This window comes from Kitasatospora sp. NPDC054795 (assembly GCF_053611565.1).
Genome location: NZ_JBSHAP010000062.1, coordinates 1 through 15,188, shown reverse-complemented (window position 1 = coordinate 15,188; position 15,188 = coordinate 1). Strand labels below are relative to the sequence as shown.

The window sequence follows — 15,188 nt, the reverse complement described above, 5'->3', positions numbered from 1 at the left end:
CACCGGTTCAGCCCTGGGCGGTCGCGTTCCGGTAGCTCTCCCGGTCGATGTCCGCGATGTTCACCGCCGTGAACAGCCGGGTACCCGGCCGCGGCCGGACGTACTGCGCCAGCAGCGCCAGCACGCCCTCGCTCAGCGCCGCCTTCGCCTCCGGCGAACGGCCCGGAAAGATCTGGAACTCCACGAACACCTGGGCGTCGGCGGCCGCCCCGCTGGTACCGACCACCAGCACCTCGCTCTGGCGGAACACCGTCTTGCAGGACTCCGGCTTCGCGTCGATCGTCGCCTCCGCCAGCCGGTTGATGGCCAGGCCGAGGCCCCGGCGGTCGAAGGTTCCGGCCAGGCCGGCCGAGTAGTCGACGGAGATCTGCGGCATCGTTGCCCCCGTGGATCGCAGTGGTACGGACGCCCGACCCTAACGCCACCGGCACCCCGGCCCGCCGCCCGGGACCGGTCCCGGGCCGGCCCGAACCGCCGCGGCGGATCAGTCCCGGGCCGGCCCGAACCGGCGCCGCCCGCCGCGCACGTCCTCCTCGACCACCGCCGCCTGGCCGGCCGTCACCGTCTCGTACACCGCCAGGATGTCCGCGCCCACCGTCGACCAGTCGAACCGCCGCACATGCCGCGAGGCCGCCTCCCGCAGCTCCTCCAGCCGCGCCGGATCACCCAGCAGCCGCAGCGCCGTACGGGCCAGCGCGTCCGCGTCCTCCACCGGGAACAGCTCGCCCGCGTCCCCGCCGTCCAGCACCTGCTTGAACGCGTCCAGATCGCTCGCCAGCACCGGCGCGCCCGCCGACATCGCCTCGACCAGGATGATCCCGAAGCTCTCGCCCCCGGTGTTCGGCGCCACGTACAGGTCCACGCTGCGCAGCAGCCGGGCCTTGTCCCGGTCGCTCACCATGCCGAGGAACTCCACCTGCCGGCGCACCTCGGGCGCCAGGCCCGCGACGGCCTCCTCCTCGTCGCCCTTGCCCGCCACCAGCAGCCGCACCCCCGGCCGCTCCGCCAGGATCCCCGGCAGCGCCGCCAGCAGCGTCGGCAGGCCCTTGCGCGGCTCGTTGATCCGGCCGATGAAGCCGATCGTGCCCGGCTCCCCCTTCGCCGCGCCGCCGGTCCACCGCTCGTCCGGCTCGGCCGCCGCGAAGAACCCCACGTCCACGCCGTTCGGGATCACCACCGCGTCCCCGCCCAGGTGCTCCACCAGGGTGCGCCGGGCGTACTCCGACACCGCGATCCGGGCCCGCATCTTCTCCAGCCCCGGCTGGAGGATCGGCGAGGCCGCGATCATCACCCGCGAACGCGGGTTGGAGGTGTGGAAGGTCCCCACCATCGGCCCGGTCGCCGACCAGGCGGCCAGCATCGACAGGCTCGGCGCGGCCGGCTCGTGCACGTGCAGGATGTCGAAGCGCCCGTCGTGCAGCCAGCGCCGCACCCGGGCCGCCGACAGGATCCCGAAACTCAGCCGCGCCACCGACCCGTTGTACGGCACCGCCACCGACCGCCCGGCCGGGACCACGTACGGCGGCAGCGCCTCGTCGTCCTCGGCCGGCGCCAGCACCGACACCTGGTGCCCCACACCGATCAGGTGCTCGGCCAGGTCCCGGATGTGGAACTGCACCCCACCGGGGACGTCCCAGTCGTACGGGCAGACGATGCCGATCTTCACGGGTTCCTCAAGCTCCTTCGGACAGTGGTGCGGGCGGGCAGGACGGAACGGCTCAGGACCCGGAGGCCTCGGCCGCGGGCTCCGGGACCGCCTCCGCGCGCTCCGCGGGCGCCGCCTTCACCGTCTTACGGACCGGCAGGTCGGCCAGCCAGAACTTCTGCAGCATGTGCCAGTCCTGCGGGTGCTCGCGGATGCTCCGCTCCCACACCTGCGCCATCGCCTGGGTCATCACCCGGGTGCGCTCCTTGCGGTCGCCCTCCTCGGGCACCGGCACCTCGGGATGGATCCGCGCCCGCAGCACCGGGCCGTCGTACCAGAGCGTCACCGGCAGCAGCGCCGCCCCGGTGCGCTGGCACAGCGCCGCCGGACCGGCCGGCATCCGGGTCGGCTCACCGAAGAACGACACCCCGATGCCCGCCTCCGAGAGGTCCCGGTCCCCCACCAGGCAGACCAGCCGGCCCTCGCGCAACCGCCGCGCCAGCGTGCCGATCACGTTCACCGAACCGCCGGTCAGCGCCAGGACCTCCATGCCCAGGCCCTCCCGGAACGCCACGAACCGGTCGAACAGCCGCTCCGGCTTCAACCTCTCCGCGACGGTGGTGAACGGGTAGCCCTGCTGCGCCACCCAGGCCCCCGCGAGGTCCCAGTTGCCCATGTGCGGCAGCGCTATCATCGCGCCCCGCCCCGCCTCCAACGACTCCCGCAGATGCTCGAAGCCCTCCACCTGGACGTCCCGGGCCACCCGCTCCCGGCTCCACACCGGCAGCCGGAACGACTCCATCCAGTACCGCAGGTACGAGCGCATCCCGGCCCGGGACAACTCCCGCACCGCGGCCTCGTCCAGGCCCGGACGGACCCGGCGCAGATTCGCCTCCAGCTGGAGCACCCGCTTGCCGCGCTTGCGCCACGCGTAGTCCGCCAGCCGGTCGAACAGCCCCCGGGCCACCCGCTCCGGCAGGTGCTTCAGCAGCCCCCACCCCAGCGCGTACGCCCAGTACACCAGTCGGTCCGTCACCGCAGGACGCCCCCCATCAGCTCCCGGCCGCCGCTCGGTCGGCCTCGAACGCCTCCCGGCGCACGGTCAGCATCCGCTGGAACACCGTCACCAGGCTGCCCGCCGCCACCAGCCACAGCGCCACCGGCAGCAGCCACTCCACGTACGGCACACCGAATTTGTGCAGACCCGCGACCCCGGCCGCCACCAGGCTGGCCACCAGCCGCTCGGCCCGCTCCACCAGCCCCGACACGTCGCACGGCAGGCCCTGGCTCTCCGCCCGCGCCTTCGTGTACGACACCACCAGACCGCTCGCCAGGCAGAAGATCGCCACCGCACAGAGCAGGTTGTTGTCACCCTTGCCCGCGTACCACATCGCCAGACCGCCGAAGATCGCCGCATCGGCGACCCGGTCCAGGGTGGAGTCGAGGAACGCCCCCCACTTCGAGCTCCGGCCCAGCTGGCGGGCCATGTTCCCGTCCACCAGATCCGAGAAGATGAACAGCGTGATCGTGATGGTGCCCCAGAAGAACTCCCCGCGCGGGAAGAACACCAGCGCACCGGCCACCGAGCCGGCGGTACCGATCAGCGTCACGGCGTCCGGGCTCACGCCCAGCCGGATCAGGAACGCGGCGAACGGGGTCAGGACACGTGTGAAGAAGGCACGCGCGTATTTGTTGAGCATGGCCTTCCCAGCCGCTCCGATCTCCCAGATACCCGCCTGGCGCAGAAACGCGCGGCAGACGGCCGGGCGGATCAGCCCGTCCGGCCCACCCATCGTAGCCAGGCCGAGGACACGCTCCGGCGCACGCACCGCCGGACGCCGCCCCGCCACGCCGTGCACACGCACGATCACCGATCGGCCGTACGACACGCGCCACTTCGACACCCGACCCTAGACTGCGATGGACAAGCCTCGGCGCCACGGGAGGAGACCCCGATGCCCGACCGCAGCACGGCACGAGCCGGCCAGGCACCCGCCGTCACCGGCCCGAAGGACCTGCGCAACGTCGTCCTCATCGGCCCCAGCGGTGTGGGCAAGACCACCCTCGCCGAATCCCTCGCCCTCGCCGCCGGCGCCACCGGCCGGGCCGGCCGCGTCACCGACGGCACCACCGTCTCCGACCACGAGGACATCGAGCACCAGCAGCAGCGCTCCGTCCAGCTCTCGCTCCTCCCGCTCGAATGGAAGGGCGTCAAGATCAACCTGATCGACCCGCCCGGCCACCCCGACTTCGCCGCCGACCTGCGCGCCGCCCTGCACGCCGCCGACGCCGCCGTCTTCGTCGTCTCCGCCACCGACCCGGTCACCGCCCCCACCCGCGCCCTGTGGCGCGAATGCGCCGCCGAGGGCATCCCCCGCGCCATTGCCGTCGCCAAACTCGACCTCGCCCACACCGGCTTCGACGACATCCTCACCGCCTGCCACGACGCCTTCGGACTCGGCCCGGACACCCTGCGCCCGCTCTTCCTGCCCGTCCACCACGACGGACACCCCGACGGCAGCGTCGACCTCCTCACCGGCGACACCTACGGCGACGCCGACCCCCTGCCCGACACCGCCCCCGCCCACGACAGCCTCGTCGAAGCCATCTCCGGCCAGGACGACACCCTCATGGAGCGCTACCTCTCCGGCGACACCCTCGACACCGACTCCCTCGAAGCCGGCCTGCGCCGCGAGGTCCTCTCCTGCGCCCTCCACCCCGCCGTCCCCACCAGCGAGAACGGCCTCGGCGCCGCCGAACTCCTCGACCTCGTCGCGCACACCTTCCCCGACCCCACCGAACGCACCCGCCCCGCCCCCGAGTGCGACCCCGACGCCCCGCTCGCCGCCCAGGTCGTCCGTGTCACCGGCGACGCCTACGTCGGACGGATCAGCCTGCTGCGCCTGTACGCCGGCACCCTGCGCCCCGACACCAGGATCCACCTCGCCGGCCCCGCCCACACCGCCGACCAGAACGGCGACGAACGCGTCACCGGCCTCACCAGCCCCTTCGGCAAGGCGCAGCGCCCCGTCCCGCACGCCGTCGCCGGCGACCTCGTCTGCGCCGCCAAACTCACCACCGCCCGCGCCGGCGACACCGTCCACGACCCCGGCCACCCCGTCGCCCTCGACGGCTGGACCCTCCCCGAACCGCTCCTCCCGATCGCCGTCGAGGCCCACAGCAAGGCCGACGACGACAAGCTCTCCCAGGCCCTCGCCCGCCTCACCGCCGAGGACCCGGCGCTACGCCTGGAACAGAACCCCGACACCCACCAGCTCGTCCTCTGGTGCACCGGCGAGGCCCACGCCGATGTCGTCCTCGACCGCCTCCGCACCCGCCACGGCGTCCACGTCGACACCGTCGAACCCAAGGTCGCCCTGCGCGAGACCTTCGGCACCGCCGCCGCCGGCCATGGCCGCCTGGTCAAGCAGTCCGGCGGCCACGGCCAGTACGCCATCTGCGACCTGGAGGTCGAACCGCTCCCCGCCGGCTCCGGCTTCGAGTTCCAGGAACACGTCGTCGGCGGCTCCGTCCCCAAGCACTTCATCCCCTCCGTCGAGAAGGGCGTCCGCGCCCAGCTCGCCAAGGGGGTCACCACCGGGTACCCGCTCGTCGACGTCCGGATCACCCTCACCGACGGCAAGGCGCACTCCGTCGACTCCTCCGACGCGTCCTTCCAGAACGCCGCCGCCCTCGCCCTGCGCGACGCCGCCGAGCACGCCGTCATCCGCCTGCTCGAACCCGTCGCCGCCGTCAGCGTCCTGCTCCCCGACAACTACCTCGGCGCCGTCCTCGGCGACCTCTCCGCCCGCCGCGGCCGCGTCCTCGGCAGCGAGACCGGCGGCACCGGCCTCACCCTGCTGCGCGCCGAGGTCCCCGAGCTCGAACTCGTCCGCTACCCGATCGACCTGCGCTCGCTCACCCACGGCACCGCCGAGTTCTCCCGCGCCTACCTGCGCCACGAACCCATGCCCCCCGCCCTCGCCCAGCGCTACACCGACTGAGCGGCCCCACGGCCGGGCGGCCTCACGGCCGGACGGGCTTGCGGGCCGGCAGCTCGCACGCCGCCGTCCCCCCCGGCATCCGGTGCCGGTTGCGCGCCACCCAGCGGTAGGCCAGCCCCGCGAGCGGCCGCACCGGCGCCGCCGTCAACACAGCGCCCAGGTACGCCCACACCCCGCCGGAGCGCATCAGAAGCCGCGCAACCGCCTGCGCGCCCCCGTACACCCGGCCGCTCGGCGTCACCCAGAGCACCTCGCGCTCCGCCCGCTCCGCCGACACCTCACCCCGGCCGCCCGCGTACCCGTCCAGGCCCGCCAGATCCGCGAACTGGAACGGCACCGCCTCCCAGCCCCCCGAGGCCAGCGTCTGCCGCAGGTACCGCTCCGACCAGCGCACGCAGGACGAACAGAACGAACAGTCCCCGTCGTAGACCAGCACCGGATCCTTCACGGCCGCTCCCCTTTCCTCGCTCCCACCGTCCATCCTGCCCCACCGCCCCCATCCTCCTCGCGACGGGTATCGACCCGCCCGAAGCTGGGCATCATGCCCCTCAGGCCTCCGGTGACGGTACTTCAGACGATCATCCGCGCGGGGGTGCCACGGCACGGTAACCTGCCGCTGACAAGGGGAGGAGGGGACGCCACCGTGACCACACTCGACATGACCCCGGGTGCGCAGATACCCCGGACCGACGCCGGCCCGCAGACCGCCATCACCCAGGGACTCTCCTCGACCGCGTACCGCGACGGCGAGATCAAGGGCTTCGTCGGCGCCGTCACCGACGCCACCGAGAAGAAGGGCCGCTTCGCGCTCTTCCGCCCCAACCTCGGCGAGGCCTTCAGCAAGGCGCTGATCTCCCGTGCCCTGGGCGGCGGCCGCAAGCCCATCGTCCCGGCCTTCGGAGTCGACACCCGCCAGGTCGTCGAACACTGCCTGGCCGCCGAGGAACTGCGCAACACCCGCGACCGGCAACTCAGCACCGTCTCCATCGCCACCGGCGTGCTCTTCCTCCCCGGCACCCTGATCTGGCTCGGCGCCTTCCAGCTCCGCGCCTGGCTCAAGCGGGACAACCCGAAGAACGCGGCCGTCTACGGCGGCATCGTGCTCGCCGCGACCGCCGCCCTCGCCGTCCTGCTCGCGCTGCGCCCGCCGGCCAGCGGCTTCATCGGCGTCTACCTGCGCGTGACCATGCTCGCCCCGATCGTCGGCTGGTACCTCGCCCGCCGGATCGTCGAGCGCTCCGCCAAGGACCTGCGCTCCCGCTGGCAGGCGCTGGTCGAGGGCAGCGTGGTGGCCGCCTCCGTCGCCAAGGCCGTCCCCCGGGACGACCTCGACAAGAAGGCCGCCGACCTGCGCGACAAGCTCGGCCGCCTGGACGCCGAGCAGGAGACCAACATCCACCACTACGCCGGCCCCAAGGGCATCCTCGGTGCCGGCCGCCGCTGGGGCGAATGGCGCCTCGCCGACACCCTCCACCCCGCGGAGGGCCACGCCGACTTCCGCGCCTTCCACCCCTGGGACCTGATCCGCCGGATCTCCTCCCACCTCAAGGGCCTCGGTGTCAGCCACGTCGCCAACAGCGGCATGCCCAACGTCGCCATCAAGCAGTGGGTGGTCTTCGACATCGGCGAGGGCGCCGACGAGATCAGCCGCCCCGGCAACGCCGACATGGACGGCGACCGGATGCGCGACTTCGCCGTGCAGAGCGTCGCCGACAAGCAGACCTTCTCCGGCGGCCCCCGGCACTACCTCGCCACCCAGTTCATCACCCACGACGGCAAGCTGGTCCTCACCTTCACCGTCACCGTCACCCTGCTCGCCAACGTCCTGAACATCACCGTGTCCGGCTACGCGCTCGGCCCGGTCAAGGGCGTCTTCTTCGACAAGCCCAAGGACAAGGAGAAGTCGGTCGCCAAGACCGTGCGGTTCTGGGAGGAGCGCACCGTCAAGCTCCCCCTGATCGACAACGACGAGGTCGTCCGCCAGGCCGTCCGCGCCCCCTTCTACCGGATGCCCGGCCTGCTCGGCTGGCTCGGCGGCGGACTCGGCCTGCCCGAGCCCTTCGGGCTGCGGCACATCTGGGCCGGCCGCGCCTGGGAGAACCGCTCCATGGTCGACAACGCCCAGAACGCCGCCGTCCCGGTGCTCGCGGCGGTCCATGCCGCCACGCTGGAGTTCCTGGAGGAGCACGACCTGGACGCCGACCGCTTCTTCAAGAACCGCACCTCGATCATCAAGTCCGAGGCGCAGAGCCCCCGCCCCTACGACGTCGACACCTTCAACGCCGGCTGATCCGGCGCGGCGCATGCGGGAGGGCCCCACCGAGGATCTCGGTGGGGCCCTTCCGCGTTGTTCCTCGGATCAGCCCTGCGGCCAGGCCTCGGCCAGCATCTTCCGGGTGTCCGCCAGCAGCTGCGGCAGCACCTTGGTGTGGCCGACCACCGGCATGAAGTTGGTGTCCCCGCCCCAGCGCGGCACCACGTGCTGGTGCAGGTGCGCCGCGATCCCGGCCCCGGCCGCCGCGCCCTGGTTCATCCCGATGTTGAACCCGTGCGCCCCGGAGGCCGCCCGCAGCGCCGTCATCGCCCTCTTGGTGAAGTCCGCCAGCTCGGCCGTCTCGGCCTCGTCCAGGTCGGTGTAGTCGGCGACGTGCCGGTACGGGACCACCATCAGGTGCCCGCCGTTGTACGGGTACAGGTTCAGCACCGCGAACACGGCACTCCCCCGGGCGATGATCAGCCCGTCCTCGTCGCTCAGGGACGGGATCGAGCAGAACGGACAACCGTCGTCCGGAGCCGGGCCGGTGGGCTTGTTCTCACCCTGGATGTACGCCATCCGATGAGGCGTCCACAGGCGGCGGAAGCCGTCCGGCTCACCGACGCCCCGCTGAAGTTCCGGCTCAGTCGTCATGCTGATCAGCATATTCGCCCGACGGTGCTTGCAAAGCCGCGCGGGGCAGACTCGTCGAGAGCCTGCCCCGCGCTGTCCCCGCTCGGGCGGGGCCGAACTCACACCTGGATGCGACTCTTCACCGCGTCCACGATCTCCTGAACCGCGTCCGCCAGCGGAACGCCGTTCTTCTGCTCGCCGTTGCGGTAGCGGAACGACACCGCGCCCGCCTCGACGTCGTCGTTGCCGGCGATCAGCATGAACGGCACCTTGGTCTTCTGTGCGTTCCTGATCTTCTTCTGCATGCGGTCGTCCGAGGTGTCCACCTCGACCCGGATCCCGTGCTTCTTCAGCTCGGCCGCGACCTCCAGCAGGTACGGCACGTGCTCGTCGGTGATCGGGATGCCGGTCACGGTGACCGGGGCCAGCCACGGCGGCATGGCGCCGGCGTAGTGCTCCAGCAGCACCGCGAAGAAGCGCTCGATCGAACCGAACAGCGCCCGGTGGATCATGACCGGCCGCTGGCGCGAGCCGTCCGCCGCGGTGTACTCCAGGTCGAAGCGCTCGGGCAGGTTGAAGTCCAGCTGGATGGTGCTCATCTGCCAGGTGCGGCCGATGGCGTCCTTCGCCTGCACCGAGATCTTCGGGCCGTAGAAGGCCGCGCCGCCCGGGTCCGGGACCAGCGGCAGGCCCTGCTTCTCGGCCACGCTCGCCAGGACGGCGGTGGCCTCCTCCCAGGTCTCGTCGCTGCCGACGTACTTGACCGGGTCCTTGGTCGACAGCTCCAGGTAGAAGTCGGTCAGACCGTAGTCGCGGAGCAGGTTGAGCACGAAGGTCAGCGTGGAGTCGAGCTCCTCCGCCATCTGCTCACGGGTGCAGTAGATGTGCGCGTCGTCCTGCGTGAAGCCGCGGGCACGGGTGAGGCCGTGCACGACGCCGGACTTCTCGTAGCGGTACACCGTCCCGAACTCGAAGAGGCGCAGCGGCAGTTCACGGTACGAACGGCCGCGCGCGTCGAAGATCAGGTTGTGCATCGGGCAGTTCATCGGCTTGAGGTAGTAGTCCACGCCCTCGTCGAGCTGCATGGGCGGGTACATACCGTCCGCGTACCAGTCGAGGTGGCCGCTCTTCTCGAAGAGCTTCCCCTTGGTGGCGTGCGGGGTGTAGACGAACTCGTAGCCCTCCTCCTCGTGCCGCTTGCGCGAGTAGTCCTCCATGGCCCGGCGGATGATGCCGCCCTTGGGGTGGAAGACGGCGAGGCCGGAGCCGATCTCCTCCGGGATGGAGAAGAGGTCGAGCTCGTTGCCGAGCTTGCGGTGGTCGCGCTTCTCGGCCTCGACGAGGAAGTCGAGGTGGGCCTTGAGCTCGTCCTTGGTCGGCCAGGCGGTGCCGTAGATGCGCTGCAGCATGGGGTTCTTCTCGCTGCCGCGCCAGTAGGCGGCCGCGTTGCGCATCAGCTTGAACGCCGGGATGTTCCGGGTGCTGGGCAGGTGCGGGCCGCGGCAGAGGTCGCCCCAGCACTGCTCGCCGGTCTTGGCGTCCAGGTTGTCGTAGATGGTGAGCTCGCCGGCGCCGACCTCGACGTCGGCGCCCTCGCCGGCGGTGGCGGCGGAACCCTTGAGACCGATCAGTTCGAGCTTGTACGGCTCGGCGGCCAGCTCCTCGCGGGCGGACTCGTCGGTGACCACGCGGCGGGAGAACTTCTGCCCGCGCTTGATGATCTCCTGCATCTTCTTCTCGATGGCCTTGAGGTCATCGGGGTGGAAGGGCTTCTCGACGTCGAAGTCGTAGTAGAAACCGTCCTTGACCGGCGGGCCGATGCCCAGCTTGGCCTCGGGGTAGAGCTGCTGCACGGCCTGGGCCATGACGTGCGCGGTGGAGTGGCGCAGGATGTCGAGGCCGTCCTTGCTGCCGATCTCGACCGGCTCGACCTCGTCGCCGTCCTGGACGGCGTAGGCGAGGTCCTTGAGCTGGCCGCCGACGCGGGCGGCGATGATCGAGCGGTCGTCGGCGAAGAGCTCGGCGGCCGTGGTGCCCGTCGTCACCACGCGCTCTTCCCGATCGGGTTCGCGGCTGATGATTACCCGGACGTCCGTCACCGGTCTCTCCTGACGTGCTGGATTTCAGAGGACGCAACACTGCGCTGCGCGTGACGATGGTACCGAGAGCGCCGCCCCCGCCGTCCACCTACGCCCCTTCCCCCGCTCGCTCCGCCTTCTCCCCGAGCGCCTTCAGCAGCCGCTCGCGGTCCCCCTCCTCCCAGCCGCGGAGTTCCAGTCCGTGCGGGCGGGTCAGCCGGCGGAAGCCGCCGTGCCGCTCCAGCCGGCCGGAGACCCGGACCGGCAGGCCCGCGAGGTGGGCCTCGGCGGCGAGCCGGTAGTCGGGGTCGGGCAGGCGGAGCTTGAGCTCGCGGACCTCGGCGCCGGTGAGCACCCGCAGTCGTACCGAGCCGGGACCGGCCGGGTCGGCGCGCTTGAGCCGGGTGACCACGCCGACCACGGTGACGTCGACGGCGGGCTCGATCCGTTCCAGCAGCTCGGCGGCCTCCGCCAGGGCGGGCAGGTCGCCGGGCGAGAAGTCGAGGTCGATCCGGCGGTCCCCGAAGCCGCCCGGGGTCCCGGCGGCGGGTGACCAGGCGACGCTGAGCCGGGCGGCCGTCGCGTCGCGCACCAGCTCCTCGACGGACCGGACGAGCTCCCGGCTGACCCCGGCCCGGACGGCGTTCCCGAAGGCCTCGGGCCCGCCGCTGACCCGGCGGTAGTCGACGGCGTCGCGCAGTGCCTCCAGAGCGCGGACCAGGGTGGTGACGGCGGCGCGGCCCTCGGGGGCGGGGGTGTGGGCGGTGAGCTCGGCGCCCTGTTCGACCAGCAGGACGCGGTCCAGGAAGTCCCCGGCGAGGGCGTCCAGCCGGGCGCCGAAGTAGCCGGCCCTGCTGCGGGCGGCCTTGGCGCCGGCGGCGAGCATCCCGCGGGCGGCCCGCCGGAGCCGCTCGGCCTCGTCCCAGGGGGTGGCCCCGGCGGGGCCGGACGGTTCGCGGTGCCAGCGCAGTTCGTCGCCGGGGACGGTGAGGGCGAGCAGGATCGAGCGGGCGGAGGGGGTGCGGGAGCGGGAGAGCGCGGTGACGGCGTCGGCGAGGAGTTCGACGGCGTCGTCGAAGCCGTCCCCGGCCGGGACGAGCAGGCTGGTGCCGGGTTCGTCGTCGGGCGGGGTCCAGCGTCCGTACCGGGCGGCCGGTCCGCCGCGGCGGACCCAGCCGTGCCGGGCGAGCAGGGTGGCCAGGACCCTCGGGTCGACGGTGGCCGGGTCGGGCAGGGGCCGGGCCGGTTCGCCCGGTGCGTGCGGCGGTGTCATGGGTCCGGTTCCTCCCTGCCGGGCCCGGGCCGTCACGGGCTGCCGCCCGCGCCGACCCGGGCCATGATGTCGCAGAGCGCGCGGTCGTCGAAGACCCTGGCGGTGGGCACCCGGACGTTGGTGCGCCGCTGCCCGGTGACCGGGTGGCCGGCCAGGTTGACCCAGTAGCAGCAGTGCCGCAGTTCCAGGGCGTCCGGGCGGGCCCGCAGCCACTGGTCGACCCGGCGCGGCAGCAGCAGCACGACCAGGATCCGCGGCACGGCGACCCGGGGCCGGGCGAGCTTGCGCAGGTGGTCGTTGTCCAGGGTGAAGCTGAAGAACGGCCCGGCCGGGTCGGGCGCGATCTGCTGGGTGGCCTTGAGCTGGATCTTGACGGTGACCTCGTCGTCCACCTCGTGCGCCCGGGAGCCGTGGCTGACGTGCCAGTCGATGCCGTTGTCCGGGAACGGCTGGGAGAGCGAGCAGCCGGCCGCGGCGGCGACCGCGTGCAGGTAGCCGACCTGCAGGGTCTCCATGCAGGCGGTGACCGCGAGGTTCCCGCGCGGTACGGCCGCCGCCGCCTCCTCGGGCTGCGGCTGGGTCAGTGCCATCGCCCCGTGCCCTCCCCCGGTTCCGGGCCCGTCCCGCTCCGGACGGGCCGGTCGATTCGAACGGGACAGTCATGGGCAGGATCCCCGGCCGGGCTTGGGCCAAACGGGTTGAAGGGGCGTCAGAACCGGGTATCAGCCGGGCGCAACGCTCGTCTGAGGGGCAGTCATGCAGAAGCACTGGTACACCGGCCCGCTCGCCTCCTTCGACACCGAGACGACCGGGGTGGACGTGGAGAACGACCGGATCGTCTCCGCCGCCCTGGTCGTCCAGCTCGCGCCGGGCGAGCCGGCCCGGACCACGACCTGGCTCGCCGATCCGGGGGTTCCGATCCCGGACGGCGCCCGCGCGGTGCACGGCATCACCGACGAGCAGGTGCGCGCCCACGGCCGCCCGGCCCGCACGGTGGTGGCGGAGGTCACCCGGGCACTGGCGGCCGAGGCGCGGGCCGGGCGTCCGGTGGTGGTGATGAACGCGCCCTACGACCTGACGCTGCTGGACCGGGAACTGCGCCGCCATCACGGGCTGACGCTGGCCGCGGGGCTGGCAACGTCCGGGCTGGTGGTGCTGGATCCCCGGGTGCTGGACAAGCACGTGGACCGCTACCGCAAGGGCCGCCGGACGCTGACCGACCTGTGCGCCCACTACGGCGTCGTCCTGGCCGGGGCGCACGACGCGGCGGCGGACGCGGCGGCGGCACTGGCGCTGACCCGGCGGATCGGCTCCCGCTACCCGGCGGCGCTCGGCGGGCTGTCTGCGGCGGAGCTGCACCTGCGGCAGGCGGTCTGGCACGCGGCGCAGGCACGCGGGCTGCAGAACTGGTTCGACCGCTCGGGGACGCCGGAGCGGGTGGACCTGTCCTGGCCGCTACGGCCGGCCCGGTGCGGATGCGGGCGCCGGCTGGAACCGGAGCACCGTTGCGAGGCGGCGGCGTGACGCGCGGCCCGGCGTTCCGGGCCCGGAACGCGCCGCAGGCCCTGACCGGTTTCCTGGTCAGGGCCTGCGTGCTGTCCGGTGGGCGATACTGGGATCGAACCAGTGACCCCTTCGGTGTGAACGAAGTGCTCTCCCGCTGAGCTAATCGCCCGGGCAACGAGAAGAACTCTAGCACCATTCGGGGCTGGTCGTACAACTCGCCCGTTCCGGGTACCGCCGACGCCTCCGCAGAACTCGCGCCCCGCAGGGAAGGTGACTGTCCCTCAGCCGATTACCGGCGGCCCTTCAGGCGGATTCCGGAAATACACGTGAGGCCCAGCCGATAATCGGCTGGGCCTCACATATCACAATGCATTCCGGTGGGCGATACTGGGATCGAACCAGTGACCCCTTCGGTGTGAACGAAGTGCTCTCCCGCTGAGCTAATCGCCCGGGTGCAGAGAAAACATTACCGCATCCCGGAGGGTGCTCCGAACACGCTCCCTGCCCGCGGCCCCGCGTCCGGGCGGGTCAGCTCCCGTCCAGCTGCCAGGGAACGGCCAGGCCGTAGCGGGCGAAGTACCAGCCGCCCACCCCGACGAGGGCGGCCAGCCCGATCGCGGTGAGCGTCAGGTTGCGGCGGCGCACCCGCGGGTCCATGGCCCGCTGGGCGGCCTCGGCGACCTTGCGGCGGGTCCAGCGCAGGGCCAGCTGGGCCCAGACGAACTCGGTCGCCCAGATCCCCATGCCCAGGAAGATCACCAGCCAGCCGGGGCCGGGCAGCGGCAGCATGATCAGCCCGAGCACCACCACGGCGAGGCCCGCCAGGAAGATCGCCACCTGCCAGACCCGGTGCAGCGCGGGCGAGCGGCGGACGAAGGCCGGGGCCCGCGATCCGACCGCCCGTCCGCCGTCGACGGCCGCGTCAACCGCCACAGCCGCTTCACCCGTTCCCGTGTTCCCGGCCGTCTTGTCGTTTCGCACAGTCATGCCAGGAAACTAACCAAGAAGCGCCGGGTAATGCCCGGCCCGGCCACTGCGGGGCGATTCCGCAATGCGCCGTAAGGGGTACGACTCGCGCCCGAATCGGGACAGAGGGGTTTACATCGGTCTTGGGGGTGGGATGGTCCGTTCGCCGACGTGCGATTCCCCGAGCGCACACTGAGCGAAAGGCCATGGCGCTTATGAACACCACGGTCAGCTGCGAGCTGCACCTGCGCCTCATCGTGTCCAGCGAGTCATCACTGCCCGTCCCCGCGGGCCTGCGCTACGACACCGCCGACCCCTATGCCGTGCACGCCACGTTCCACACAGGCGCCGACGAGACCGTGGAGTGGGTGTTCGCCCGAGATCTCCTCGCGGAGGGGCTGCACCGACCCACCGGTACCGGCGACGTCCGGGTGTGGCCGTCGCGCAGCCACGGGCAAGGGGTGGTCTGCATCGCACTGAGCTCTCCGGAAGGAGAAGCCCTGCTGGAGGCCCCGGCCCGAGCGCTTGAGTCGTTCCTCAAGCGGACGGACGCCGCGGTGCCCCCCGGCACCGAACACCGTCACTTCGACCTCGACCGGGAGCTGTCCCACATCCTCGCCGAAAGCTGACCCCATCCGGAGGCGGTCACGCCCCGCCGTCGGCGGGGCCCCACCCCCTGCCTCATCGCAGCCGTCCTACTCGGGGGCACGGCAGCGGACTCAGCCGCGCACGACGCGGTCTCGGGGCCGGTGAGCGGATCCGCTCCCACCGGAGCGGGTCCACAGCGCCGCAGGCGCCCGGCACCGGGGCCGGCCACCCTCACGGGTGG

General features: G+C 72.4%; 14 protein-coding genes and 2 tRNA genes. 4 read left to right on the top strand and 12 right to left on the bottom strand.

Translation table 11 applies throughout. The features are described from left to right. Positions 1-7: 7 nt before the first annotated feature. From ACWGJO_RS22560 to pgsA, 4 genes are all read right to left on the bottom strand, one after another. The gene (locus tag ACWGJO_RS22560) at positions 8-376 is read right to left on the bottom strand and encodes a 5-carboxymethyl-2-hydroxymuconate Delta-isomerase (RefSeq protein ID WP_359914511.1); all 369 of its coding nucleotides are present in this window, start codon (positions 374-376) and stop codon (positions 8-10) included. A 108-nt stretch (positions 377-484) separates the two neighbouring features. Further along, positions 485-1,666: a glycosyltransferase family 4 protein gene (locus ACWGJO_RS22555; protein ID WP_452186228.1), complete on the bottom strand. Its 1,182-nt coding sequence runs from the start codon at positions 1,664-1,666 to the stop codon at positions 485-487. A gap of 52 nt (positions 1,667-1,718) precedes the next feature. After that, complete coding sequence (locus ACWGJO_RS22550) at positions 1,719-2,681, bottom strand: phosphatidylinositol mannoside acyltransferase (protein WP_452186226.1); 963 nt, start codon at positions 2,679-2,681, stop codon at positions 1,719-1,721. Positions 2,682-2,697: 16 nt separating this feature from the next. Then, the gene (gene pgsA, locus ACWGJO_RS22545; RefSeq protein WP_452186265.1) at positions 2,698-3,345 is read right to left on the bottom strand and encodes a phosphatidylinositol phosphate synthase; all 648 of its coding nucleotides are present in this window, start codon (positions 3,343-3,345) and stop codon (positions 2,698-2,700) included. Between the two features lie 255 nt (positions 3,346-3,600). Here pgsA and ACWGJO_RS22540 point away from each other — a divergent pair, with 255 nt between their 5' ends. Continuing rightward, positions 3,601-5,649 carry an elongation factor G-like protein EF-G2 gene (locus ACWGJO_RS22540; protein WP_452186224.1) on the top strand — a complete coding sequence of 683 codons (2,049 nt, stop codon included), beginning with the start codon at positions 3,601-3,603 and terminating at the stop codon, positions 5,647-5,649. Between the two features lie 22 nt (positions 5,650-5,671). Here the strand turns inward: ACWGJO_RS22540 and ACWGJO_RS22535 are convergent, their stop codons facing one another. Further along, positions 5,672-6,097 carry a thiol-disulfide oxidoreductase DCC family protein gene (locus ACWGJO_RS22535; RefSeq protein WP_452179913.1) on the bottom strand — a complete coding sequence of 142 codons (426 nt, stop codon included), beginning with the start codon at positions 6,095-6,097 and terminating at the stop codon, positions 5,672-5,674. A gap of 195 nt (positions 6,098-6,292) precedes the next feature. Here ACWGJO_RS22535 and ACWGJO_RS22530 point away from each other — a divergent pair, with 195 nt between their 5' ends. Beyond that, positions 6,293-7,939: a hypothetical protein gene (locus ACWGJO_RS22530; protein WP_452186222.1), complete on the top strand. Its 1,647-nt coding sequence runs from the start codon at positions 6,293-6,295 to the stop codon at positions 7,937-7,939. Between the two features lie 69 nt (positions 7,940-8,008). Here ACWGJO_RS22530 and ACWGJO_RS22525 read toward each other — a convergent pair whose 3' ends face one another. The 4 genes from ACWGJO_RS22525 to ACWGJO_RS22510 all read right to left on the bottom strand — a co-directional run bounded on the left by ACWGJO_RS22525 (position 8,009) and on the right by ACWGJO_RS22510 (position 12,477). Continuing rightward, positions 8,009-8,569: an HIT family protein gene (locus tag ACWGJO_RS22525; RefSeq protein ID WP_045704733.1), complete on the bottom strand. Its 561-nt coding sequence runs from the start codon at positions 8,567-8,569 to the stop codon at positions 8,009-8,011. 86 nt (positions 8,570-8,655) lie between these two features. Further along, positions 8,656-10,635, bottom strand: coding sequence for a threonine--tRNA ligase (thrS, locus tag ACWGJO_RS22520; protein WP_452186220.1), 1,980 nt, complete (start codon positions 10,633-10,635; stop codon positions 8,656-8,658). Positions 10,636-10,723: 88 nt separating this feature from the next. Next, complete coding sequence (locus ACWGJO_RS22515) at positions 10,724-11,887, bottom strand: hypothetical protein (protein WP_452186218.1); 1,164 nt, start codon at positions 11,885-11,887, stop codon at positions 10,724-10,726. Between the two features lie 32 nt (positions 11,888-11,919). Then, positions 11,920-12,477, bottom strand: coding sequence for a DUF4365 domain-containing protein (locus tag ACWGJO_RS22510; RefSeq protein WP_452186217.1), 558 nt, complete (start codon positions 12,475-12,477; stop codon positions 11,920-11,922). A gap of 166 nt (positions 12,478-12,643) precedes the next feature. Between ACWGJO_RS22510 and ACWGJO_RS22505 the strand changes: the two genes are divergently transcribed. Further along, positions 12,644-13,411 carry an exonuclease domain-containing protein gene (locus tag ACWGJO_RS22505; RefSeq protein ID WP_452186215.1) on the top strand — a complete coding sequence of 256 codons (768 nt, stop codon included), beginning with the start codon at positions 12,644-12,646 and terminating at the stop codon, positions 13,409-13,411. Between the two features lie 79 nt (positions 13,412-13,490). On the opposite strand, the gene ACWGJO_RS22500 is transcribed toward ACWGJO_RS22505, so the two are convergent. From ACWGJO_RS22500 to ACWGJO_RS22490, 3 genes are all read right to left on the bottom strand, one after another. Further along, positions 13,491-13,562: transfer RNA gene (locus ACWGJO_RS22500), tRNA-Val, on the bottom strand. Between the two features lie 209 nt (positions 13,563-13,771). Next, positions 13,772-13,843 (bottom strand) — tRNA-Val (locus tag ACWGJO_RS22495). A 78-nt stretch (positions 13,844-13,921) separates the two neighbouring features. After that, entirely contained in the window at positions 13,922-14,380 is a 459-nt protein-coding gene (locus tag ACWGJO_RS22490; protein WP_452186213.1) for a TIGR02611 family protein, read from the bottom strand. Positions 14,381-14,574: 194 nt separating this feature from the next. Between ACWGJO_RS22490 and ACWGJO_RS22485 the strand changes: the two genes are divergently transcribed. Further along, positions 14,575-14,988, top strand: a complete 414-nt coding sequence (locus ACWGJO_RS22485; protein ID WP_030056266.1) for an SsgA family sporulation/cell division regulator — start codon at positions 14,575-14,577, stop codon at positions 14,986-14,988. Positions 14,989-15,188 lie beyond the last annotated feature (200 nt).